Origin of the sequence: Paraburkholderia hiiakae (assembly GCF_904848665.1) — a bacterium.
Classification (GTDB): Bacteria; Pseudomonadota; Gammaproteobacteria; order Burkholderiales; family Burkholderiaceae; genus Paraburkholderia; species Paraburkholderia hiiakae.
This window is the reverse complement of the sequence record NZ_CAJHCQ010000014.1, coordinates 111,797-136,363: the sequence shown is the minus strand read 5'-3', so window position 1 is coordinate 136,363 and position 24,567 is coordinate 111,797. Positions and strand designations below refer to the sequence as shown.

The 24,567-nt window shown below is 60.2% G+C and carries 21 protein-coding genes; 10 read left to right on the top strand and 11 right to left on the bottom strand.

Features of this window, described 5'->3' with window-relative positions; all coding sequences use genetic code 11:
• Window positions 1-36 precede the first annotated feature (36 nt).
• Window positions 37-1,335 (top strand): NAD(P)/FAD-dependent oxidoreductase, encoded by a 1,299-nt coding sequence (locus JMY28_RS24940; RefSeq protein ID WP_201698556.1) that lies wholly within the window; start codon window positions 37-39, stop codon window positions 1,333-1,335.
• 245 nt (window positions 1,336-1,580) lie between these two features.
• Complete coding sequence (locus JMY28_RS24935; protein WP_201698555.1) at window positions 1,581-2,306, top strand: GntR family transcriptional regulator; 726 nt, start codon at window positions 1,581-1,583, stop codon at window positions 2,304-2,306.
• Between the two features lie 29 nt (window positions 2,307-2,335).
• On the opposite strand, the gene JMY28_RS39025 is transcribed toward JMY28_RS24935, so the two are convergent.
• The 7 genes from JMY28_RS39025 to JMY28_RS24900 all read right to left on the bottom strand — a co-directional run bounded on the left by JMY28_RS39025 (window position 2,336) and on the right by JMY28_RS24900 (window position 10,830).
• Window positions 2,336-2,503: an SDR family oxidoreductase gene (locus tag JMY28_RS39025; RefSeq protein WP_236597029.1), complete on the bottom strand. Its 168-nt coding sequence runs from the start codon at window positions 2,501-2,503 to the stop codon at window positions 2,336-2,338.
• Between the two features lie 294 nt (window positions 2,504-2,797).
• Complete coding sequence (locus JMY28_RS24925) at window positions 2,798-6,277, bottom strand: indolepyruvate ferredoxin oxidoreductase family protein (protein ID WP_201698553.1); 3,480 nt, start codon at window positions 6,275-6,277, stop codon at window positions 2,798-2,800.
• A gap of 129 nt (window positions 6,278-6,406) precedes the next feature.
• Window positions 6,407-7,126, bottom strand: a complete 720-nt coding sequence (locus tag JMY28_RS24920; RefSeq protein ID WP_201698552.1) for an ABC transporter ATP-binding protein — start codon at window positions 7,124-7,126, stop codon at window positions 6,407-6,409.
• Window positions 7,123-7,914 (bottom strand): ABC transporter ATP-binding protein, encoded by a 792-nt coding sequence (locus JMY28_RS24915; protein ID WP_201698551.1) that lies wholly within the window; start codon window positions 7,912-7,914, stop codon window positions 7,123-7,125. Before JMY28_RS24915 ends, JMY28_RS24920 begins: the two co-directional genes overlap by 4 nt.
• Window positions 7,911-8,798, bottom strand: a complete 888-nt coding sequence (locus JMY28_RS24910) for a branched-chain amino acid ABC transporter permease (RefSeq protein ID WP_201698550.1) — start codon at window positions 8,796-8,798, stop codon at window positions 7,911-7,913. Before JMY28_RS24910 ends, JMY28_RS24915 begins: the two co-directional genes overlap by 4 nt.
• Window positions 8,791-9,684 (bottom strand): branched-chain amino acid ABC transporter permease, encoded by an 894-nt coding sequence (locus tag JMY28_RS24905; RefSeq protein WP_201698549.1) that lies wholly within the window; start codon window positions 9,682-9,684, stop codon window positions 8,791-8,793. Before JMY28_RS24905 ends, JMY28_RS24910 begins: the two co-directional genes overlap by 8 nt.
• Window positions 9,685-9,729: 45 nt before the next feature.
• Window positions 9,730-10,830, bottom strand: coding sequence for an ABC transporter substrate-binding protein (locus tag JMY28_RS24900; protein ID WP_201698548.1), 1,101 nt, complete (start codon window positions 10,828-10,830; stop codon window positions 9,730-9,732).
• Window positions 10,831-11,914: 1,084 nt separating this feature from the next.
• Here JMY28_RS24900 and JMY28_RS24895 point away from each other — a divergent pair.
• Entirely contained in the window at window positions 11,915-12,553 is a 639-nt protein-coding gene (locus JMY28_RS24895; protein ID WP_268960659.1) for an enoyl-CoA hydratase/isomerase family protein, read from the top strand.
• 814 nt (window positions 12,554-13,367) lie between these two features.
• Here JMY28_RS24895 and JMY28_RS24890 read toward each other — a convergent pair.
• Both JMY28_RS24890 and JMY28_RS24885 read right to left on the bottom strand, forming a co-directional pair.
• Window positions 13,368-14,744, bottom strand: a complete 1,377-nt coding sequence (locus JMY28_RS24890) for a hypothetical protein (protein WP_201698546.1) — start codon at window positions 14,742-14,744, stop codon at window positions 13,368-13,370.
• 7 nt (window positions 14,745-14,751) lie between these two features.
• On the bottom strand, window positions 14,752-15,012 hold the full coding sequence (locus JMY28_RS24885) for a hypothetical protein (protein WP_201698545.1): 261 nt from the start codon (window positions 15,010-15,012) through the stop codon (window positions 14,752-14,754).
• A gap of 899 nt (window positions 15,013-15,911) precedes the next feature.
• Here JMY28_RS24885 and JMY28_RS24880 point away from each other — a divergent pair.
• The gene (locus tag JMY28_RS24880) at window positions 15,912-16,499 is read left to right on the top strand and encodes a hypothetical protein (RefSeq protein ID WP_201698544.1); all 588 of its coding nucleotides are present in this window, start codon (window positions 15,912-15,914) and stop codon (window positions 16,497-16,499) included.
• 102 nt (window positions 16,500-16,601) lie between these two features.
• Here the strand turns inward: JMY28_RS24880 and JMY28_RS24875 are convergent, their stop codons facing one another.
• Window positions 16,602-18,641: a ParB/RepB/Spo0J family partition protein gene (locus JMY28_RS24875; RefSeq protein ID WP_201698543.1), complete on the bottom strand. Its 2,040-nt coding sequence runs from the start codon at window positions 18,639-18,641 to the stop codon at window positions 16,602-16,604.
• 218 nt (window positions 18,642-18,859) lie between these two features.
• On the opposite strand from JMY28_RS24875, the gene JMY28_RS24870 reads away from it, so the two are divergent.
• The 6 genes from JMY28_RS24870 (at window position 18,860) to JMY28_RS24845 (ending at window position 22,013) form a co-directional block, all read left to right on the top strand.
• Entirely contained in the window at window positions 18,860-19,276 is a 417-nt protein-coding gene (locus tag JMY28_RS24870; protein ID WP_201698542.1) for an antirestriction protein, read from the top strand.
• Window positions 19,277-19,327: 51 nt separating this feature from the next.
• Entirely contained in the window at window positions 19,328-20,155 is an 828-nt protein-coding gene (locus JMY28_RS24865) for a DUF932 domain-containing protein (protein ID WP_201698541.1), read from the top strand.
• Between the two features lie 51 nt (window positions 20,156-20,206).
• Entirely contained in the window at window positions 20,207-20,515 is a 309-nt protein-coding gene (locus tag JMY28_RS24860; protein WP_201698540.1) for a hypothetical protein, read from the top strand.
• A gap of 63 nt (window positions 20,516-20,578) precedes the next feature.
• On the top strand, window positions 20,579-20,809 hold the full coding sequence (locus JMY28_RS24855) for a DUF3717 domain-containing protein (protein WP_201698539.1): 231 nt from the start codon (window positions 20,579-20,581) through the stop codon (window positions 20,807-20,809).
• A gap of 728 nt (window positions 20,810-21,537) precedes the next feature.
• Window positions 21,538-21,828, top strand: coding sequence for an XRE family transcriptional regulator (locus tag JMY28_RS24850; protein ID WP_201698538.1), 291 nt, complete (start codon window positions 21,538-21,540; stop codon window positions 21,826-21,828).
• 44 nt (window positions 21,829-21,872) lie between these two features.
• A complete protein-coding gene (locus tag JMY28_RS24845) occupies window positions 21,873-22,013 on the top strand; it encodes a hypothetical protein (protein ID WP_201698537.1) in 141 nt (46 codons plus the stop codon).
• Between the two features lie 531 nt (window positions 22,014-22,544).
• On the opposite strand, the gene JMY28_RS24840 is transcribed toward JMY28_RS24845, so the two are convergent.
• Window positions 22,545-23,939 carry a replication initiation protein gene (locus JMY28_RS24840; protein WP_201698536.1) on the bottom strand — a complete coding sequence of 465 codons (1,395 nt, stop codon included), beginning with the start codon at window positions 23,937-23,939 and terminating at the stop codon, window positions 22,545-22,547.
• Window positions 23,940-24,567 lie beyond the last annotated feature (628 nt).

The window sequence follows — 24,567 nt, the reverse complement described above, 5'->3', positions numbered from 1 at the left end:
ACGGGTCGCAAAACGGATGACGCCGGGAGATGGAAAATGAACGAGGCAGCCCATCACTGGCTCAAAATCTCGAAGGAGATCACCGCCGACTATCCAGTTCTCTCTGGAGGGCAAACGGCCGACTATGTCGTCGTGGGTGGAGGATTGTCGGGGCTGAATGCAGCCATCGAGCTTGCGCGTCTTGGTGCTTCCGTGGTCGTGCTTGAACAAGACACCATCGGGCAAGCAGCCTCGGGGCGGAACAACGGTCAAGTGATTCCCCACCACTCCAGGGCAAGCCCCAGCGAAATGGAACAATTGCTCGGCTCCGTACGCGGCCGTCGGTACAACAGCCTCGTGGCATCCGCCCCGACAAAGCTGTTCGAGCTGATTGACCGCTATGAGATCCGTTGCGATTCGGTACGCAAAGGCTGGATGCAGGCCTGCCATTCCAGGCAGGCGCTTGATAGAGGGCGAACCTTCTACGAAGAATGGAAGGCCTTCGGTGCTTCCGTCGAATGGCTCGACCGTGACGCATTGTCCGAACGCATGGGAAGCGTCAATTATGCGGGTGGCTGGAAGGCAACCCACGCCGGCCATCTCAACCCATACGCCCTTTGCCGAGGGCTTGCTCGGGGCGCTGCCAGGGATGGGGTGCGGCTGTACGAGAAGTCACCAGCAATTGCCATCGTTCGTGACGCGAGCAAATGGAGCGTGCGCACACCCGCTGGCGAGGTTTCGGCGAAGGGTGTGCTCGTCACAACCAACGCACTCACCGGCGACATCTGGCCAGGCCTGCGCCGCTCCCTCATACCTGTGCGCATTTATCAGGTCGCGACCGAGCCTTTAAACGAACAGCAACGGCGCACCGTGCTGCCGGGCAACGAAGGCGTCTCGGACACACGCAGAGATCTCTTCGCCTGCCGCTACGATAGTGAAAACCGACTGGAAGCCATCGGAACCCACACGCTGTGGCACAAGGCAGCAGCGCGAGGCCAGGCCGCCGTAATGGCAAAATTTCGGACCGTTTTTCCGCAGCTTGACGGGCTCAAATCCACTGAATACTGGGAAGGAACCCTGGCTGTCGTGCCCGACCGCATACCGAGGCTGATGAGGCTGGCGCCCAATCTTCTCTTTGCCGGCGTGTACTCCGGGCGCGGCGTTGCGATGAGCACGGTTTGGGGCGCAAGCGCTGCTCGCCTGTTATCAGGCACGGCCACAGACGCTGACATGCCCGTCCCCGTTACTTCGCTCAGACAAATTCACGGACATGGTGTTGCCGTGCGTGTCGCCAGCCTCGTTCACCCCTGGCATCGATTCGTGGACAAGGTCGAGACGACGATTGCCAGACGCTGAGAATGTCGCCGCGCAATCCAGCAAGCCTGCGCACGACATCGGCTGTTGTAGAATACAGTGTTGCCGACACTTTCCAACCTCCGCGGTCCCTCGACCCCGAAGTTGAGGCCCGCGGTTAGTGCCAGCATCAGCACGGCGGCACTTACGCCTTTCAAGCGATGGTCGTTCGATCGAGGATCCGCCGGGAGGGGCACGCCCCCAAAGCAGGAAGCAGGGTGCCATCCGCACCGGGAAGGAAACAGACAATGGCAGGCTACAACTCACTCCTGCGGGAATCCAAACCGCGAGTCCGCGAGACCAACGCGCCAAAGCGGGCTGGTCTCACGGTCAACGACCTGTACGAGCAGTTAAAGGAGATGGCGGTACTCTATACGATCCGCCCTGGTGAACGTGTGAACGAACTTGAGCTTGCAGAGAAGTTCGACGTAAGCCGCACGCCTTTGCGCGAAGCGCTCAATCGCCTGGTCGCCGAAAATCTCCTGACATTTGTTCCGAACCGGGGATTCTTTATCCGCGAGCTGAATCGTCAGGACATTTTCGACCTGTTCGAACTTCGGCGCAGTATTGAGGCATCAGCCGTCCAGCTCGCCGTCGAGCGCGCCGATGACAAGGACGTGCGAGCATTGCGCAAGTTCTGGAAGGACGTGATGAAGAACAAGGCCGCGCATGCACCTGCAACGCAACTGGTTGCGCGGGACGAAGAGTTTCATGTGCGCCTCGTCGCCCTTTCCGGCAACAACGAAATGGTGCGCGCGCTCTACGCCATCAACGCACGCATTCATTTCGTTCGCTGGGTCGACCTCGAACAGCGCGGCCATGACGCATTCTCGGAACACCTCGACATTCTCGATGCGATTGAAGCGCGTGATCCAAAGCGTTGCCGGGAGCTGACGGAAACGCATATCACCTGGCGTATGGAAGAAATTACCAAGGTCGTAGATGCTGGCGTCGTGAAGCTCTACTCGCAATGAGCGCCGCCTTTCCGGTCAAACGCTGAGGTTCAGAGCGAGTTGACGAGGCGGCCGCCGTCAACGGTCACGAAGCAGTCCCGATTCAGGTCCGTTGCGAAATAGCCTGGCGCGATCGCATTCACACGAATTCGATAACGCGCCAGTTCGAGTGCAAGCGCCTTGGTCATCTGGATCACGCCCGCATTGTTCGCGAGCACGGCCGGTCGGCCGGCAGAGCTTCGAGCTGACTTCCTCGATGCACTGCGCAACGGAACTCGCGTCGGTGACATCGAGTTCGAAAGCATGAGCCGCATGGCCTTCAGTTGAGAGCACTTGAGCCAGCGTCTGACCGAATTGCAGGCGCCGCCCTCACATTGCCACTCGACATCCCTGCGCCGCCTGCGGCTTCTAGAAGTGAAGACCCAGTCCGCTGAATGCGCCTGTTGCCAGTACGGTCGTGCGTGCCAGGTCACAGTCGAACGTCACGCATGTTCTCCGGGTCTTTACGATATTCAGGCGACCTGCTTGAGTTCAATCACGGACGGCTTCGACAATTGAGCGACGGCATTCGTCCATTCGGCGTCGACGGACCTCAAATTCCGCGCTTTGACGTGGCCGTACCCACGCACTTTCTCCACCAGGCTCGCTGCACCCAGCACAGCCTGATAATTGCGCGCGGTGCCATGACGAAGAATTTCGTCGACCGTTTGCTCATAGCGCGTGATCAGGCCACGCTCCATCCGACGCTCCGCCGTATACCCGAACACGTCGAGCGCGCTGCCCCGCAGCGCCTTCAGTTTCGCGAGCATCCGGAACGCGGGAACAATCCAGGCGCCGAATTCCTTTTTACGCGGTTCGCCGCTCAGTTCGTCCTTGCGCGCGAAAAGCGGCGGCGCGAGATTGAATGCGATACGGAAATCGCCCTCGAACTGCTGCCTGATGCTCTCGACAAACTCCGGTGAGGAATGAAGCCTTGCGACCTCATACTCGTCCTTGTACGCGAGAACCTTGAAATAGCCGCTCGCCACCGCGCGCGTAACAGCTTCCTGACGTGGCATCACCGCGCGCTCCCAGTCGCGGACCTTGCTCACGAGCTTGCGAAAGCGCTCGCCATACGCCGCATTCTGATAGCCGGTCAAGAATTCGACCTTGCGCTCGATGAACTCATCGAGCGACGACGAGATGCGCAGCGACTCGCTCACCGGCTTTGCCGCGACGAGCGCACGCTCGGCAGAACTGGGCGACAGTGCGGCGCGACGTCCCCACAGGAATGCCTCCTTGTTCATCTTGACGCCCGAGCCGTTGAGTTCGATGGCGGCGTTGATTGCCTCCGAGCCAATCGGGATGAGACCGCGCTGCCAGGCATAGCCGAGCATGAACATATTGCCCGCAATGGTGTCGCCGAAGATGTTGAGGGCGTACTTCGTTGCATTGACAAACTCGACTCCCTCGCTGCCCACTGCGTCGATGATGCCCTTGCGCAGTTCCAGCGCGGGGAACTTGAAATCAGGATGGCGCGTGAATTCGCCTGTCATGACTTCATGCGTGTTGACGAGCATGCGCGTTGTGCCCTTTCGCGTCGCGGCAAGCGTCTTGCGGCTCGCGGCCACGACCATGTCGCAACCCAGGACCGCATCGGCACCACCGGCGGCAATGCGAATGGCCTTGATCGCAGCCGGATTCTTGCCGAATCGCAGATGCGACCATACCGAGCCGCCCTTTTGCGCAAGTCCTGCCATGTCAAGAATGCCGCACCCCTTGCCTTCGAGGTGCGCTGCCATGCCAAGAATCGCGCCGATGGTGACAACGCCCGTGCCGCCAACACCCGTCACGATGATGGAATACACCCCCTTCTCGACCGACGGCAATTCAGGTTCGACCAGCGCCGGGAACAGTTCGACGTTCGGCTTGACGGTGCCCGCCTTTCGCAGACTGCCACCATGCACGGTCACGAAACTCGGGCAAAAGCCGTTGTTGCACGAATAGTCCTTGTTGCATGACGACTGGTCGATGGCGCGCTTGCGACCGTGCTCCGTTTCGAGCGGAACCAGCGAAACGCAGTTGGATTTGACGCCACAGTCGCCGCAGCCTTCGCAGACGAGGTCATTGATGACCAGCCGCCTGGCAGGGTCGGGAAACTGTTTGCGCTTGCGACGACGACGCTTCTCTGCGGCGCAGGTCTGGTCATACACCAGCACCGTCACGCCGGCAATATCGCGAAGCTCCTCCTGAACCTTTTGCAGTTCGGAGCGGTGGTGGATCGTCACGCCCTGCGCCCAGCCGGCATCGGCAGGGTACTTCGACGGGTCGTCCGACACGACCGCGATGCGGCTCACACCTTCGGATCGCACCTGCGTCGTGATGGTCGCCGGACTGAGCTGGCCGTCGTGCCGCTGCCCCCCTGTCATCGCCACCGCGTCGTTGTACAGGATCTTGAACGTGATATTGGTCCCGGCCGCGACCGCCGCGCGAATGGCGAGCAGACCCGAATGGAAATAGGTGCCATCGCCCATGTTCTGGAACATATGCGCGCGCGTGGAGAACGGCGCCTCGCCAACCCACGCCATCCCCTCGGCGCCCATCTGCGTGTAGCCCAGCGTATTGCGCTCCATGGTCTGCGCCATCCAGCTGCAGCCGATTCCAGCGTAGGCCTTGCTTCCTTCGGGTAGAACCGTCGACGAGTTATGCGGGCAGCCACTGCAAAAGTAGAAGCTGCGCAGCATGGCTTCGGGAGCGAACTCGACCTTGCTCAACGCCGTCAGGAACGCAACTCGCTCCGCGATGGCTGTGTCGCCTGTGTGTTGCGCCAGCCGCTGGCCCAATGCGATAGCCACCTGGAGCGAACTCAGCGACATTTCGACCGGAAAGAGCTTCTTGCCATTCTCGTCATGCTTGCCGATAACGATCGGCGCGTGCGGTGCGCGATACAGGATGTCCTTGATCTGCGACTCGAGCAGGCTGCGCTTCTCTTCAACGACCAAGAGCAGATCAAGCCCGGCAGCGAACGCCTGAATGCCTTGAGGCTCGAGAGGCCAGGTGCACGCGACCTTATAGATCGCAACGCCCATGGCTTCCAGGTCCGCCTCGGTCACGTTCAGGTCGTCGATAGCCTGCAGGAGGTCCAGATAGCTCTTGCCGTGCGTAACGATGCCAATTCGCGCACCGGGCTTGCCCAGCGTGACCCGGTCAAGTTTGTTGGTTCGAACAAAGGCACGAACGGCATCGAGCTTGTAGTTGTGAAGCCGGAATTCCTGCTCCTGGGGCGTGTCGGGCAAGCGGAGGTTCAGGCCGCCCAGCGGCATTTCCACGCCGGTGGGAATCTGCGGTCTGATGCGATCGAGGTCGACATCGATTGCCGCTGAGGCGTCGGCGGTATCTTTCACGCACTTGAGGCCGACCCAGCAGCCCGAGTACCGCGACATGGCCCAACCGTACAGACCGTAGTCGAGAATTTCCTGTACGCCACTCGGGCTCAGGATGGGTATCGACGCGTCGACCAAGGCAAATTCCGATTGATGGCAGGTCGTCGACGACTCGCACGTGTGGTCATCGCCCATCAACAGCAGCACGCCGCCATGCTTCGAGCTACCCGCGAGATTCGCGTGGCGCAAAGCGTCGCCGCTGCGGTCAACACCAGGGCCCTTGCCGTACCAGATGGAAAACACCCCATCGTACTTGCCCTCTGCGCTTGCCTCGGCCTGTTGCGCGCCCCAGACCGCCGTCGCGGCGAGGTCTTCGTTGACACCCGGCACGAAGACAACATTGGCTTCGCCCAGAAACTTGCTGGCCTTTCCTAGCTCGGCGTCGTACGTGCCCAACGGCGAGCCACGGTAGCCGGAAATGTAGCCTGCAGTGTTCAGGCCATTGGCCTTGTCACGGCGATGCTGCATCAATGGCAGACGAACAAGCGCCTGGACACCGGTCAGAAATATGCGCCCGCTGTCGAGGGTGTACTTGTCATCGAGAGTCACTGTTCGCAAAGTCACGGTCATTCCTTCGAGGCAGTATGTTCGCCTGGTTGCGTCTTCCAGTTCCACATCTCGCTCCTGGTTTCGAGGAGCGACGCGAGTCGCCAACGGCGGACAGACAGCGCCCGTAAAAAGCCGCTGCCCGGCCCGAACTCAGTGCGCCCGGCCGCCGAGATAGAGGCGCCGCATTTCATCGCTGGCGAGAAGGTCCGACGCTTTCCCCTCCAGTGCGACCTGACCCATCGACAGTACATAGGTACGGTCGGAAATGCGCAGAGCCTCGGTCGCGTTCTGCTCTACCATCAATACGCCAATTCGCTCGGTATTGCGCAGCTCGACGATCGCGTTGAAGACCTCGCCGAGCATTTTGGGCGAGAGCCCGGCGGACGGTTCATCGAGCAAGAGAAAGCGCGGGCGCGGCATGAGGGCACGCGCGAGGGACAGGATCTGCCGTTCACCGCCCGACAAACTCGCGGCGCGGGCGCGGATTTTCCGCTTGAGCACAGGGTAAGCTTCGCAGAGTTCATCGACCCTCGCTTTCCTGTCCCTCTCCTGCATGAACTGGCCGCCAAGCACGAGGTTCTCCCATACTGACAGCGCGCCGAACACATTGTCAGTCTGCGGCACAAAACCGATTTCGTGCTTGCGGACCTTCCGGTGCACAGGCACTTGCCCGATGTCGGCGTCGTCCAGCGTGACGGTACCTTCGCGGGGCAGGACGAAGCCGGCCACCGTCTTGAGCAAGGTCGACTTGCCACACCCGTTCGGGCCAAGGATGGTCACAATCTCCAGTTGCCGCGCGTTGATGGAGATGCCACGCAGGATATCGACCTCTCGCGTATAGCCCGCTATGACGTTATTTACCGATATCATGCGACGGCTCCCGCAACCTGAAACTGCCCACCCGGCTTCTTGCCGAGATACGCCTCGACAACGCTCTCATGATTCTCCAGCTCTGATGGAAGACAGTCGGCGACCGTCCTGCCCTTGTCCAGCACAATGCAGCGGCTGCATGTTTCGGAAATGAAGTGCATGTCGTGCTCGATGATGACCAGCGTAATGCCCTGTCCGTTGATGCGTTTGAGCGTAGTGACGAGTTCCGAGCGCAAGTTGGGGTGCACGCCGGCCATCGGCTCGTCGAGCAGGAGCAATGCCGGCTGCTCCATCATTGCACAGGCAATTCCGAGGAGCTTCTTCTGGCCGCCAGAGAGAGAAGCGGCCGGAAGATGCGCGACTTTCGTGAGCAGCAGTTCATCGAGAAGATGGTGCGCGCGCTCGCGCGTGTCCTGCTCCAACCGCCTGACCGCCGCCGGGCGCCACAGCGTGCTCAAGAGACCGTGACTGGCCGTCGACGCCGCCATCACGACCTCCTCGACCGTCATCCGCGCGGGCATGGATGGTAGCTGGAACGTTCGCCGCACGCTCCTCGCGGCGATCTGATGCGCGGCCATGCCGCTCACGCGCTCGCCCCGAACCTCCACCTCTCCACGATCAACGGAACAATAGCCCGTGATGACGTTCAGGACCGTGCTCTTGCCACACCCATTCGGCCCGAGCAGACCCACGATTTCGCCTTGACGCACATTGAAGTTCAGGCCGGTGAGCACCTGGTTGCCGCCGAAGGCTTTATAGACGTCATGCAAGCGAAGCATCGTGCTCATGTCGCACTCCGGATTTTTTCGGGAAGCAGACCACCGGGCCGGGCCAGCAGGCATACGAGCAGGACGACGCCGATCGTGCCCAGCCGTACCGCGCCTGCGATATCGCTGCTGATGTCGAGGTAGTCTTTGACAAACGGAACCGCGCTATAGACCGCTTCGACGAGCAACGCACCCAGTACGACGCCCACGTTGTTACCCAACCCGCCTATCATGACCATCGTCCAGACAAGGAAGGTTTCGGACGAGAGCATGTAGTCGGGACCGACGAAGCTCATGTAGTGCGCAAGCAGCGAACCTCCAACGGACGCAATCGCGGCACTCGTGACCGTGGCCTTGACCTTGAGTGGCACGAGCTGGTAGCCGAGGCTGGTCGCCAGGGCGGGTTCCTCGCGCATCAATCGAATTGCGCGGCCGAATCTGCCGCGCGTCAGGCGCGTGCAGACAGAGAACGCAATGACAACCATGGCGAGTGCCAGCAGGAAGAACGAGAGGTCGTACTGGACGCCCGCGGCGCTGCCGAAAATTGCGGGGACTCCGCTGATGCCCTGCGCGCCACCCGTGAGCCAGTTTTCGTTGAGCGCGACTGTCCGGATAAGCTCCGCCACGGCAAGGGTCGCAATGGCCCAGTAGTCGGAGGCGAGGTTTCGTCCGAGCCGGGCCATGACGTAGCCGACAATCATCGCGACGACGATCCCGGCGAGCATGCCGAACGGAACAGGATATCCATGCGATGACGCGATGGCAGACACATACGCACCGACGCCGACGAACGCAACGAACCCGAAGTTCAGAAGGCCCGCGAACCCTGCCTGAAGATTGAGTCCGAGCGCGAGCAAGGCATAGATGCAGCTGAGCGTCGCGACGTGCAAAAGAAAGCTATACACGGCGAACCTCCCGGTCGAAGATCCCGTACGGCTTGAAGAGAAGTGCAACAAGCAATATCAGGAAGGACGCTGCGCTGATGTAGGTAATCGGAACATAGACATCTGTTCTTCCAAACATCCATCCAAAATCCAGATTCGTAACCAGGGTTTCCGCAATCGATATGAGCAGCGCCCCTGCGGCCGCGCCGAGCGGGTTGCCCAGACCGCCCAGGATCGCCGCAGCGAAGACTGGCAGCAACAAGTTCGTCCCGAGCCCGATATGAACGGACTCGGTCAGGCCAAGCATCGTGCCACCGAGCGCCGCCAGCGCTCCGCTCAAGAATGTGATGCCGTTCACGATCCGCGCGCCGTCAACTCCGGTGGCCGCCGCAAGTGCTGAGTTGGACGACATGGCCCGCATGGAACGGCCAACGTTTGTCTTGAAGAGCAGCAAGGCCAGCAGACCGACGCACCCGAATCCACACGCGATCGACGTAAGCTGATCTACCGAGACCGTCGTCGAACCGATGGGAATGGGATTCGACAGTCCCGACGAGTACTGGAAAGGACGAGAGCCAGCAACGCCCAATATCACTGCGATAAAGATCATCGAGACGGCGAGGGAGCCGATCATCGCGATCGAGCTGCCTGAGCGCAAAAGCCGCTTGAATACGAGAATATTCAGCAGCACGGCGAGTACGCCCATCCCGACGCAGGAGCCGAACAGCGCCAGTGCGAACGGCATGCCGATGCGAGTCAGCGCGAGGGTAACAAAGGCGCCAAGCATGGCGTACTGCACGTGAGCGATGTTGGGGAACTTGACCAGCGAATAAACGACGCTCAGGCCAACGGCGACCAGCATGATGTCTGAGGTGCGTATCAAAGTGTCAATGATGAATTGCAGCATTGGGCTCTCCTCGACCAGCCGCGCTGCCTGGCAGCGCGGCTGGCTTTATCGGCTGACGACCTTCGAATCGAACTTCACCTTGTCGTACGGCTGGTCCTTACGCTGGCCAGCGTCATCAAACGCAATCGTCCCCGTCGCGCCGTTATACGGCCCCAATGCCTTCATGGCGGTGCGAATCTTCGCGGGGTCGGCAGAGCCGGCCTTATTGATTGCGGCAACCGCGACCATCACGCCGTCGTATGCATAGCTGCCAAACGACGACTTGGGCGCTTCCTTGTATTTGGCGCGATACGCCTGCTCATACGACTTGCCACCATCGCCTATCGACGCGACTTCGAGGCCTTCCTGCCCCTGTGCGGCTTGTGGCGTCGTGTCGCTCGTGCACATTGTCAGGTAAATGCCATACCACTTCTTCTTGTTCAGCCCGAGCTCGAAAGCCTCGCGATTGATGGTTGCCGCTTCCTGCCCATAGGCGCTATACACATACGCTTGCGGCGCCGAGCGCGACATTTGCTGAAGCTCACGGCGATACGTCGATTGCCCTTCGCTGTAAAGAATCACCGACGAGACCTTGCCGCCCAACGCTTCGAAACGCTTCTTGAATTCGTTCGCGACGCCCTGGCCGTACGAGTTATTCGGGGCGATGAACGCAACGTCTTTCAGGCTCTGCCCGAAAACATCACCTGCAGCGAAACGTGCCGACAGGTCGTCGAGACCAATCACGCTAAATGAGCCGCTGCCGATCTTGCGCACCTGCGGGCTCGACGAGCCGATGTTGATATGGACGTCGCCCTGCTGGACCACATACTCCCCAACGGGAATCGTGATGCCTGAAGAAAACTCCCCGATCACGACAGGCACTTTGTTCACCGACACCAGCTTGCGGGCCGAACTCAATGCCGTTGCCGCGGCGCCTCCCGAGTCTTCGACAATGACCTGAAGCTTTTGCCCGAGCACGCCGTTGTGCGCGTTGACCTGCTCCACGGCCAGTTCGACGCCACGCCGCTGGTCGTCTCCGACCGATGCGCTTGCTCCCGTCAGGGGCAACACGGCGCCAAGCGACACCGTCTGTGCTGACGCAACGCCTGCCATGGAGAACAACGCGCCGGCAGCAACGCTGATGCATAGCTCTTTCGCAAACTTCATGGTGAGACCCCTTCATCTGATGGGAACGTTAGACTACACAAGTGTCGACAATTTAACGGAAAAAAATGAAATCAATAAAAACATCGACTCGCAGAAACGGGACAGAGGGGCCGGCCAACACAGCTTCCCCGGCTTCCCGACTTGCCAGCAAACAAGGCCTACTCCGCGTTTAGCAGCGCTGCTAACCCTATGCAGAGCATGCAAAAGAGGGAGAGCCCACTCGCCCATGACGCCTCCAGACTATCGAATTGTCTACACTTTTGTATTCTAGTTTTCCCCAGTCTGGTGCTCCGATGACCTCTCCGGCGCACTTTTAAGGATGCATTTAACTGGGGTTTTGGTGGGCTCCCTCGGACAAAACACAAAGCTGGCCCACAGCTTCTGCCGCACGTTCGCAGCGCGCCAGGCGTTCAGAGGAACGGGATTACACGCCGCGAGCGGCCTGGGCTTGCGACACAGAAAGTGCGGCGCGAACCAGGTCGCCAATGGGAAACAGAACTCGCGCCCACGCGATTCGCTCGCCAACGACAAACCGGGGCTTGAGCTACTGTTTCCTCGGTTATTGCAAGCGAGGTGTCATCCCGAACTCACTGTATGCATCGTCTTCCGGCCAATATGAGCATTCGTGTTGTGCCCATCGTCTGTTCATCGTTTGGGCTAGTGGACGCCACGTGCAAGCATCAAAACAAACGCGCCCATCAACACTCCCGCGAATCCGAGCAGAACGACGATGAGACGGGTACCAGGACTGCTTTCCGTGCTGCTGCCCGTCCCGTACGCGCCTGGGAACGGACTGACCATTTGCTGCGGGTCAAAAACGAAGGTTCGAGCGGTTTCGCGACCGCGGCGCGTAGCGTGGATTCTAGAGGTGATACGGGAGCATCCGTTGACGGTGGAGTTCAATTTGAAGACCGACCACATTCCGCGGGCTTCTGGAGAAGATGCCTTGTCTGACGCGTCGGTCACACTGCATTGAGAGAGCTTCACGATATCAGTCCTCTTTTTTCGGCAATACAGACCACACATGTGTCTACACTTTTGCCGGAAAAAAAGCCGATGTCAAGCACTACCCAGCCCTGAATGATTGCCGCCAAAGAACGTACCGACCACACTGTGCGCAGGCTTCGCGTGCCCGTGGCATGTTGGGAAACTGGGGCTGGCGACGAAACGCGCCGCCGTCCACGTTATCGTCTTGACGGGTCTCGGCCGTGCGTTCATGGCAGGCGGCGACGTGCACGCGATGCACGACGCACTCAGCGAGCAGCCCACGGAACGCAAACGGCAGATCGGCAAGCTCGTGCGCCACGCTCAACTCTGCGTGCGAACCATCGTTGGTTCGCGCAAGCCCGTCATGTCGTGCGTGAACGGCGTTGCTGCCGGTTTTGGCCTCTCCCTCACCGCCGCGTGCGATGTGGTCATCGCGGCCGAGCATGCGACGTTTGCTTCCGCGTACAGCCGTATCGGTGCGTCGTCGGACAGCGGTTCGACGTTCACGCTCCCCCAAGCACTCGGCAGGCGGCGTGCTGCGCGATGGCTCTACTTCGCCGAACAATACAGCGCCACCGAAGCCCTGCGGACGTTTCGCGCCCCGCCGCGAACAGGCCTTGAGCATTTGAGTGCTAACCAGAAATGGGAATGGCGCGCCACGACAGGCGACGCTGTACCTGCATATATCCTCGCTTGCGCAATGCCCACAATCCGATGGAAGTTCTCCCTGATATGATGGGCCGAGAGTATCGTTCACGAAGACTGGGGTTTCGCAAAAGAGTAAAGCCGCCCGACCACCATCAGCTTGTCAGCCCGACTAAATTGATTAGTTATCCGATGTTAACTGCAAAATCAGCTGCAATCGAATGACCGAGGTAACGAAGGTATTTTCATGTGCCACCGAAGGTGTCAATAGTGATTGCAGACCCTGATCGCTATGTTTCCCCCTCCTAGGCGCCGCGAAAGCTGCTGCCTGATTGCCTTTGAATCGACCGTTAGTTGCGACTCTCATGCAGACTATCTTACGAGCCAGATTTAACGTATAAGAAATTAGCGAAGTTCTGCGTTGCAAGCGGTTCACTCTCGATGCGCGACGCGTTAACGGAAATCCGGCTTGAACTGGCGTAGCGTGTGCGAAGAGCCGGTCGCTCACGGTGCCGAGCTCACTGCTCTGCACCCGTGCGGCGGAGCCCCAGCAGCGCGCAATGAAAGAGCCCCTTTGCCTGAAGACCAGCTTTGCGCATCCTGCCGTTCCGTGTCCGGTCGAAAAGCCGAAAGACCGTTAGTCGCATATCGAGACTGCACTGCCGCAGCATGCGATGGTGGATAGCGGTTTGACATTCAACCGGTAATGTCAAACGCGCGGCCGGAGTTGAGCCACCCAGCCGTCAACCTGCGCGGCCAGCTTCAACACAATGAACCATGGCCCGCTACTCCGGTCGTCATGCTCGGCGTCGCTCTGGCGAGGGCGCGGATGTTGCCGGCAAGCGCCCGGAAGCGGGGGGGTATCAATCAAGAAGGCTGGTGGATAACGAAGCGCAGTGAAACGTTCAGACTGGCCTTGCCTGTGGCACTCCGGCGAGATGCAGGATCTTTGCAGCAACCCTGCGGAAAAATACGTCGTCCCGCTCCTTCTGGCCAGCATCGTCGGCAACGCGATGCTCGATCAGGATGCCGCGTCGTTGCATGATTTCCTGAGTACGCGACTTGCGCTCAAGGTAGTCAGGATCATCACCGCCCATTGTTTCGATGACGAGGCGGTGCAAACGGAGGGCGACTCCGCTGGCTGCCGTCGAACGGAACGTCAGTTCAAAGTCGGGCCGGCACCACAGGCTCGGCTTGTCGGTCTGCCTCACCTCCCGGTCAAACAACGGTTTCCAGAGCGTCACCTCAACGCCGTGCTTTCTTACCCATTCCATGACGCCAAACAGCATTTTCAACGTGACGCGCTCATACCGGCTCTCCATCGGTACTGGTTGAGCGAAAGAATACGCACACTGCGCGAACGCTTCCCGGACGCGCGCGTTGCCATCGCGATCGCGGTCAACAACGCTGAGCACCCAGTAGGGCGGCTGCGTCAGTCGCTGATCGCGGCCACCGGCGCGGATACCCTTTTCAGGGCGCACAACACAGTCGCCCATGCTTGTTTTCTTGATCGCAACGCCCGCGCGAATCTCGTCTGCGACGAACAGCAGGAGCGCGCTGCGCGCCTTCCTTTCCGGCCATACCAGAGCGTCGATCTCCGCCATCTTCCTGTTCAGAGGAGTCCATGGCTTGAAGTAGAGTATCTGCGAGAGCGATAGCTGCGGGCTCAGCGCCTGGCCGGCTGCAAATGCCTCGAGTCGCTCCCACGATCTGAACTTTTCATTCAGCGCTTCGACGTGCAGCCGTGCGAAGTCGGCGTCCTCAAGAAGCGTGTGCAAGATGCGTCCGAGGCGCGGCAGGCGGCGCCCCCGCTCTCCCACGTCGCCCTCTGATCCAGTCGAGCCACCCGGCCGTGCCGCGCCTTCATGCAGATTATCCAGATAGTCAAGCGCGTCGCCCACTGGTCTGAGCGGATTGTGCTGGCCGGGGCGCGCGCGATCATCGTCCGTCTCAACGTCTTCCGGCTCCGGCGTCTGCCGGAACGACGCCAAGGCGCAGTGGTGCTCGCCGTATTGATGCATGCGCACGAAATGACGCGGGCCGTCTTCACGCATCCGAGCAGTCAACCGCGGCCGGCCACCGGGTGCTCTGACGCAGTCGCACTCGAGCCACAGACGCACATGTCGTCCGTCGTGCATCTCTTCGAGCACGGCTTCCACGAGTCTGACGTCCTCAGGCCGGACTTGCTGTCCGTCGGCGCAGAACCGCCGCACAGCTGCAGCTTCTTCAGCACTCAGATGTCGCCTCACCGTCCCGGGGTGATCCCGCTCGACAAGTTCCATGTTGCGCTCAGTGTGAAGGTCGGACGAACATCGCGAGGCTGTGCACGCTCAGGAGCGACGCCTCGTAGTCCCACAACAAGCCATTCGTCTGGCGGGCGAACGGTGGGGAGGATACAGCTGCACGTGAAGCCGTGTCGGATACAAGCGGTTTCGGTGGCTGGGGCGCGAACGACAGCCGTTCAAGGCGGGCGATGCGTGATGAATGACTGCACATGCGCACAAGACCTTCTTCGGCAAGAGTGCAAAGCATGTCATTGATCTGCGCCATCGAAGTATCGAATCGCCTGGCCAGCTCGCCCCCTAGGTACTCGCGGCTCGACTCCATGATCCCAAAAAATTTTTGCAGATGTGAGTATTATCGGATGTCCTAGGAACAATGCTGAGAGTATCTTACCGTCGCCGAGGTCCCGTCGCCGCCGGCACATAAAAAGCCCGACTGCCCCGAGCCCGGATATTCGCCGGGCCCTGAGAGACCCGATTCACGGACCGTTCTCGACACCTCCGTACTTCGAATTCACCGAGATCTTCTGACCGCCTCCAACCAAACGGCACTGATTGAGGTAAGCGCCGCGCGCGCTCGACGTGCCGCTCAGATCGAAATGGCCACGGTGATAACGCACGATGGAAAAGTAGTCCGTCTCGTAGTTATCTAGTCTGGTCCGCCATTGCCGCCCTGCATCTCTCCGGCAACCACCAGTGCTCAACGTCGATCTGCGGCACTGGCGCTCTGGCTGGGAACTTCGGTCCAAACCCGAACCACGCACGGCGACGAGGTCAAACGTACGAATCAGATCACCGACGCTGACGCTTTTGCGGAGATGCGCATGCAACTCCTTCGGTGTAAAACTGCTGGTGTGCCTAGCCGCACGTGCCACCGGTCTCCGAGCACGCTCGTTGGCGGCGGCTGCCGGGTTCTCCAAGGGGTATCCCCTTGGAGCACGGTATATGTAGACGGAAATGCGTCAGCATTTCCGTCTACATATACGTCGTGCCTCGACCTGCCGCCGAGCGCCGATCGATAGATCACCTATGGATCACGATGAATCGAATCTCAACCATTTCTCGATAGCCTGCGGATCAGAAAAGATCGCATACCTAACAGATAGGATGCAGCTTTCGATCATTCGCGCCATACTGTGCCCGTTCCCCCTGACGTGAGCGCTCAAAATGGACGCCCTGATTGCCGTACAACGCGCGCAACGCCTCGACGCCCTCGCGGCTTCGTCCGATGGCCGGTCCAAGACCGCCCAGCTTCGCGACGTGTTCGAGAGCGTCGAACGTGCCATTCGCTCGGGCGTCCGGTACGCCGCGATCATCCAGGAACTCGCCGCAACCGGACTCGTCTTCACCTATCAGACCTTCGCTCTGACACTCAAAAGAATCCGGCGCGAACGGGGCATCGTGTCCCGCCTCGCGCGCGCGTCACAGGCGGAAACCGGCCCGGCAGTCAGCCGTGCTCCCGCAGATGTGCCAGGGCAGGCGGCTAACCCGGTAGCAACCGAACGCGGTTTGCCCGACCGTGACACTGGCGCGGCCCCGGCTGTGGCGGCTGCGCGCCCCGCCGTGCGTGAGCGTCGCCCGATTGCGCCTGTCGGCGAAAAGCTGCCCGACGACTGGCTCACCGCAGAACTGACGCGCGAGCAGAAACACCTGTTGACGCACGAACAGCGCGTAGCGCGTGCAGACGCCAAGGTCAAACAATACTGGCCCAACCCGTTCGACCCGGTGCCCCCCGAAAAAGACAAACCGGCATAAGCGCCGGTAATTTGACCCTGCATTCGCGCGTGCAATGAAAAGCCGCCCGGACTTCCATCCGGACGGCTTCGTGTGGACTACTCGGATGCGCACGACGCGCGCTCAGTACGGCTCGACTTCCTCCTCCCCAGGCGAGGCCTGCGCTTCGGAAACTTGGTCCGCTTCGGCGGCGGCGTCGCCGTTTTCGTCATCTCCCCCCTCGTCGTCCTCGTGGTAGCCGTACGTGACGCGCTCCGGAACCTCCCGGTTACGCAGCACTTCCGGCAGCCAGCCCGAGTCCGTCATGCGAAGCTCTGCCGCCTCCGCTGCGGCGTCTTTCTTCATGCCGCGCACTTCGCTTGCCGCCTGGGGCGATACGCTTTCGCCCACAACGGCAGCAATCAGGTCTTTCGCCACGTGTTCGAAATACCCGGAGCGCGTCGGCTTCCAGTAGCGCGAAAGATCCACCGCAAGCGTGTTCGAGATCTCGTTCACCGCGTGCGGGCGGTCTGCGCTGCTGATACCGTCCACCGTCGCCGCCACGCAGAACGCGAAGAGATTCGACAGCACGTCCTCGCCCTGTTCCAGCAGCCAGGGCAGCAGGTCTGCCACGCGCCTGGGCAGCATGCGCGACCACTTCTCGCGCTCGCCTTCCAGCGCCAGCCAGGCCACGCTCCCGGCCATGTCGTCGGCATTCGATACCAGCGCATCTCGCGTCGTGTGCACATCGATCTTGACTGCGGAATCGATATTCGAGCGCCCGTACACTTCAGCGAAAACAACCGGAATCATGCGCTGCATCAGCACGGCCAGTGCCACGGTCGGCTGCTGCACAAGCTCGATCTGAACGGCGGCAGTGCGGTGCGCAGTCAACCGTTTACACAGCTTTTCGCTATGCAGGGGGCGCTCCTTCGGGACCCGCGTGGCGTTTGCGCTGCACGTGTGCGCCGCGCCCGCCTGCGTAGTCGATGCCGTCTCGCGTCGAACCAGACCGCGCTCAATGCACACCCGCCCCTCGTCATCGAGATAGACATACGCGCCCGCCTGCTTCATGTCTTCCGGATCATACGTCTCGAAGCGCTCCGCGTACTGGTCCACCGAAATCGTCGCAGCCGTGGCCGCCGCTTCCAGCCGCTCGCCTCGCTCCTCGTCCGGCTCGCAGTCCTCGTCGTAATACGCGTCCAGTTCGGCCTGAGCGGCGTCGCGCGTCGCGTTAAGCGTCGCAAGCTCCGCCTCCTCGGCCTTCGTGGGCTTGCGAGTGTTCGAGCCGATGCGGCCAAGCCGCAGGATCTCCGTTGCCTCATAACGGGTCCTGGTCTCGATCCAGCCCCAACCCTCGTTTCCAACGGCCTGGGATAGCTCGATCAGCCGCTGCGTTGCAAGTCGGTGCAGCAGTTCGGCGTCTTCTAGATATCCCGCGTTTGCGTCGTCGCTAAACAGGTCGCGTCGAACACGTCCGCCCGCTGTCTCGTACGCGTCCAAGCCAACGAACCGCGCGAGGGCGTTTTCGCTCGCATTGACTTCAGCATGCGTGAGCGCCGCGCGCAACTCGGCCGGTCGGCGCTGCCATTTATTGATGGCATCGCCCCATACGCGCTCCTGCGTCGCGTGGTCATCGGACAGCGCCAATACCTTCGCCTGGTCGTAGTCGAGCCTGTCATCACGCAACAGGTCGAGCAGTGAGGGCGCAAGGTTCGCGATTTTCAGCGCACGGCGTACCGCGATATCCGGCACCGCAAACAGGGCCGCGATATGTGCCACGCTCTTTCCTTCCTCCGTCAGCAGCCTGAACGCCACGCACTCATCCGCCAGATGCATCGCCTCACGTTCGCGGTTTTCGATTAGCGACGCGGCGACGGCTTCGCCCTGGCTGACGATCAGGACAGGTACTTCGTAGTCTTTAGTAATCCGCCCCTGCTCAACCAGAAGGTCGAGTGCTGCCAGGCGGCGCTGGCCCGCGCATACGCCAAGTTTCGGCAACTTCGCGCGGCCCTTCATTTCATGCACGACGAGGTTCTGCATCAAGCCTTTTTCGCCAATGGTTTCGGCCAGGGCTTCGATGCCGGTCGGCGCTTTCTTGCGAACGTTCAGGGATGACAGGCAAAGGCGGTTGTATGGAACGTACTGAATTCCACCGGCTGCGTTCGAGGTGGGTTCGGTCATCAGATTTCTCCGGTTCGGCCATCGCTTCATTGCGAGGCACAACTCAATTATATAGGGCTTTTAGCCCCTATAATGGTAATTGAAAAAACTGATTGATTATCTATTTCAGTATACAAATCCGATCGGAAACCGTAGTTAATTCATTGATAGTTAGGGCTTTTAGTCCTAATATAAGTGTGTGCCTCGCAATGAAGCGATGGCCGAACCGGAGAAATCCGATGACCACTGAAGTTCAAAACCGCGTTACTTCTTCTGTCGTTCCCGACGAGTTGCGCCTGAACGTGTTACCGCGCTACCTCGGTCGTCACTACCTCACCGGGGAGTCCATGGTGTATGACTGGGCCGCGCGGCTGTGCAGCAGATACGAGGGAGGTTTCTTCCATTTCTTCGCACTCTCCAATGACGGCTTTTACATGGCTCCGGTCGATATGGGCCGCGTGCATGTGCGCTGGCATATGAACGGCTACAGCGACATGATGGGCGCGGATGCCTTCGGCATTACCGTCACCCTCTTCGCCCTCTGCCACCTCGCGGAAAAGACGCTTGATGACACGATCATCGAGCGTTACCACCAGTTGCGTGAGTTCGCCGCGCAGCACGTGGAAGCGGCCAACATCCTGCGCGCCATCGACTAACTGACCGGCCTCGGCCCCCGGGCCGGGTTGGCTCCCTCATTGGGGAATCAAATGAACAAGCTTGCAACCCGTTTTAGCGGAAATGCCATCGCACTGCGTTCGCAGCATCCTTTGACAAATGACCAGATTGCAGAAGTCGCGCCTTCCATTCTTGCCCACACCGCGCACGAAAGCCGCTCGGCGCGCTACAGCTACATTCCGACAGTCGATGTACTCGACGCCCTGCGCAAGGAGGGGTTTCAGCCTTTCATGGTCTGCCAGACCCGTGTACGCAATGAGGACATGCGCGATTTCACCAAGCACATGATCCGCCTGCGCCACGCCGACCAGATCGGCGGTCGCGAAGCCAACGAGGTTATCCTGGTCAACTCGCACAATGGCGCATCGAGCTACCAAATGATCGCCGGAATGATTCGCTGGGCCTGCCAGAACGGCATCGTATGCGGCAACGTGACGAGCGATATCCGCATCCCGCACAAGGGTGATGTGATTGGCGAGGTCATCGAAGGCGCATTCAAGGTGGTGAAAAGCTTTGATGAGACGGCAGAGCAACGCGAAGGGATGGCGGCAACGGTGCTCGATGAGGGCGAACAGGTCGCCTTCGCCCGCGCAGCGCTCGCGTTGCGCTACGACGAGGGCGCGCCTGTGCCAGTGACGGAACGGCAGATTCTCGCGCCGCGTCGTGTCGAGGACCAGGGCTCCGATATCTGGACCACCTTCAACCGTGTGCAAGAAAACATGATTCGCGGTGGGCTGCACGGTCGGAACGCGAAGGGCAAGGCGACCACGACCCGAGCCGTCGCGGGCATCGATCAAAACATCCGTCTGAATCGTGCCTTGTGGGTGCTGGCTGACGAACTGCGCCGCCTGCGCGGCTAACCGGACCGCCCCGGCCTCCCGGTCGGGGCGCACCCATAAAGGGGAATTCACATGGATCCGCTCAATACCCGTCCTACGTGGCTGTCCGCCCTGCTGCCGCTCCTGGCTGTCTGGCAGTACGGAGACCGTGGCATCGTTCGCGGCGAACTGTATCGCATGGCCCTGTCGGCTGACGCGGCGGCACAATCCGCCGATGCGCTCCGGCGCATTGCCAGCATGCTCGATCACAAAGGCAATCCGGTAGAGATACATCGCGAGGAGTTGCGCGCCATCGCCCGCGTCGCCCTCGCTGGTTTCGAGCGCGTGCCGCCCTGTGCACCTGTTGCCATGCTCATGGAGCACAACGGGAATCTGCATTAAACTTCGGCATCCTTAGCAATATTCAACGCCCGCGTAGAAATCGCGCGGGCCCGTGAGGCAACCATGACTGCCGTCTTAACCATTGCTGAAATCGAGCAGGCAATCAACTACTGGTGCGCGCAGGAATCGCGTGGCCAGGGCGGGGCGCTGTGTGCGAAAGCGCGCCCCCTGGCTGACGTGTACGGCCTGATGATCTACGAGCGCGCCACGTCTGTAGCGGTGTCGCGGCTAACGCCCGAACAGGTCGACGCCGTCCGCTCGGCGCTTGGAAACCAGCAACCGCCACCGCGTTAGCCTCGCGATCTGTCGCGACGCTAACCGGACGGCCGCGCGCTGGCGCCCCTCCCCTTGCATGCCAGGAGGTTGGATAATCACGGGAGTGTCGCGCGCGCCGCGCGCCCGGATCGAGGCGCACGGGGTCCCCCATGGCCGCATCGTCGGACATGGGGAGAGCGCCGGCGCGCCGCGTCAGCGGCGGGACGATCCGGTATAGGCCAGGCTGACCACCAACCGGGTCGTCAAGCGCCCACAGGGCGCGTGTATCCCCCGCGGCGCGAGCCGTGGGGGCTGGATAATCACGGGAGCATCGCGCGCGCCGCGCGCCCGGATCGAGGCGCACGGGGTCCCCCATGGCCGCATCGTCGGACATGGGGAGAGCGCCGGCGCGCCGCATCAGCGGCAGGACGATCCGGTATAGCCTAGGCTGACCACCAGCCGGGGTCGTCAAGCGCCCGCAGGGCGCGTATTTCCCCCGCGGCGCGAGCCGTGGGGGCTGGATAATCACGGGAGTACCGCGCGCGCCGTGCTCCCGGATCGAGGCGCACGGTGTCCTCATGACCGCATCGTCGAACATGGGAAGAGCACCGGAGCGCTGCGTAAGCGGCGGGACGATGCGGTATAGCCCAAGGCGACCACAAGCCGGCGTCGTCAAGCGCCACAGGGCGCAATTTTCCCCCGCGGCGTAAGCCGTCGGGACTGGATCGTCACGAAGTACATGGAAAAATAAGCGGTTCGAGGTAAGGATGAGCTATCAAATTGAAATCCGGGCCGCCTGCCTGCGATCGGCGGAGGACGGCTGGGAACAGCCGAACGGAGCCGAAATTCAGGAGGTTATCCGCCGCACCGGCTTGCCTGGACGCGCGGTTGCGCGTTATCTCGGCTTGTCGGAATACGGCGGTCGGCAGGTACGCCGCTGGATCAGCGAAGACGCCGCAATCCCTTACTCGGCTTGGGCCTTGTTATGCGACCGGGCCGGGCTCGGATGTATCTGGCGCCCGGCAGCAGACCGCGCCGGGCCGGATCTACTCCCATGACCGTGCACCTTTCGCACGCACCGACTCGAGGGGATGCTTTCTAGATGCAGTTGGCACTCGGGAAGCGGGAACTGGAAAGCGGGCGGGTGATGCACGATCTCGTCAACACCCGCCGCGCGTCGGCGGATTGCGAGGCGGAAATCACTCACCTGCGGGTGACGAACCACAAGATTTGCGGCATGTGATCCATCGCGCTTGAAACAAGCAGGTCGGCAGCATTCTTCCTTGCCTGGGCATGTCGTGCCACCTACTTCACGACGCGCGGGTTCGGCAACGCATAGCGGCGATCGCAACACGGTGCGTTCTAACAGCTATCGAATCGATCCCTTGTGATGCCAACTATACTGATGCGGAATTTCGCGCGCACGCGATGCGAAATCTTGGCCAAGAAAAAATCGCCATTCTATTTTCAATGCCATTCGATCAGCTCTCTCACGCACCCGACCTATAACTCGGCAATACGGACGAATTGTTGTGGAAGGCGAATACCCGTCATGAAGCGAGATCGAGTGGAAGATCGATATGCTCGCTACCCATCAACCGGTCGGTCTCCAAATCAAAAGGCAAAGCGCGCATCCGCGACGCGGCCACCTTCAGCGGCCGCACGAGAAGCATTGTGATGAAACGGTCTCGGTTTCCGCAACGACCGTGTATGCGAGCTAGAGGGAGATGCTTGAGCAGGTCTACACGGTGTAAAGCCGAGAGCTCGCGTACCGTTAAGCCTTAGAGGCGGTCTTCGCTTTGGTGCGCAGAAACACGAACGAGTAGAGCGCAAAGGAAAGATCCTTATGCGCCAGCACTTCCGACTCATGAATCGTCGCCGGGTTGAGCTTCACCCGCTTGATCGCCAGTTTACCGGCCGCGGAGGCGATAAAGGCGCGCATGAAGTCCTTTTGCGCCTTCCCGTCTGCCTTGTGATACGCCTCACGACCGAGGTCAGCATTCTCGACGGTCTGTGTTTTGCTGCGCTCCTCTGCCGCCTCGGTACTTGCGGCGACGGCCGCAGTCGCCAGTTGCTTCGCGCTGGACTCCGCCCTCTCCTGCTCCTGCTGCTGTTGCTGTACCGTTAGCATTTTGCGGTCAGCGTCCGATAGCTTGTAGCCATCAGTGATAGCTTTTAGCAGGTATGCGCCCGGACTCTTCTTGACTTGGCCGGAGTCGACCTTGGCGCGGGTGTATTCGATTGCCTGGAGAATACGCTCATCCGACCACACGGCGCGGTTTTGCGAGATGGTGTTGAACTGCTTTTCTGTGAACCCGAATTCGTTCTTCAGCGTCGTGTAAATCTCTTGCGCGCCAAGCAGGCTCGCTCGAATGGCTCCAGCGGTTTCCTTTCGCGTCAGCCTGAAACGAATCCGGTCAATCTTTTTCGACTTCGGGCTCACGGTGCGAGTCTCGTAGCTCAGGTCGATGTCGGAGACTGCGTTTATCTGCTTAACCGCCTTGTCGAGGTTGTCGCGTTTGAAATACTTGAATTCGGTTGCAGTCGACGCAGCCTTCCCAGGCCAACCACGTACCACATCGACTTCGATCCACTCGGTTATGCCTTCTGCCACGTAACCGATGACGTGGTCGTAAATGGCTCGAGCATAGGTAAGCGTGAAGGCAGAGGTGATTCTCAGGCTCAACCAGTGCGACTTCACCGGGTCCTTGATGTGCGGAATGAGCGGTTCAGGAACCGCAAAAGTGATGCGCCCTTTGTCGATACCGACGATACCGATGAGCTGTACGGACACCCACTTCTCGTCCTCCGCGGACGTGCTGCCAGGGGGCGATGCCGAAACTTGAATCAGGGCTTTTTGAGCCTCGGACACCACTGTTCGCAGGTGCTTGTAGTTGTAGCTGTCATAACGCATGAGCCATCGGAAGTAGCTCAGTTCGACGTCATAGACCTTCGGGGTGGTCGGCTCCTGCGCCACGATGAAGTGGGCTGCATCCAGGAGTCGCCTGGCTGTAATGCCCACATCGGTAATGTCGATAAAAACGTTATTGCGCTGATAGCCAATCTCCTTCGTTGATTCATTGATTGGCGTGTCGGTGGCGAGCATCTCCTCGAACAGCTCAAACGACAGCTGGCGCGAGGTTGCGCGCGTCATGATGTTGTTTGCCATTGAGGTCCCTGTCCCTAGTTGCCGGTCGCGCAGACTGTAGCACGCGTAGGTGAGATGTCAAAACAAAAAGACTCACCATGACGGGGTTCATTTCAACAATTTCGATCACCTTCCTGTAGGCATATGTCCGTTCAACAAATTTGCTCACCTTTGTGCTTTCGAGAGGCGGAGGGTGCGGGGAGACGGTTGTATGTTTTTCAAAATCTTTTAAAAAGCAAAAACCAACGGACTAACAACAGGGAAAAACAAAGATTCGTAAAAACAATGGGTTATTCCCATGTAGGTGAGCAATTTTGTGCTTGAGGTGAGAACTTTTGTGGGCCGAAAGTGAGGAGAAATCCATTGCGTGCGTGAGAAGTTTACCAGCGCCAGGTGAGCGATTCTGTGGCCTCGGATTGACGGTGAGCATTTTTGTTGAATGTTGCACACGATTGCAGAAAGCCTTACCAGGCGGGGTCCTGCGCGGGAAATCGCTCTAAATGGGTGAGTCGTTTTGTTGAAGCATGGTGAGTGCTTTTGTGGCGCGGCGCAGTTGGGCTGCTCGGTTTACCGGCATGAACAGTACCAAGGCTCGCCGCGCGGCAGGTTGCGGTCAGGGCATCTGTGCATAAGTCGATAGTCGGTTGAT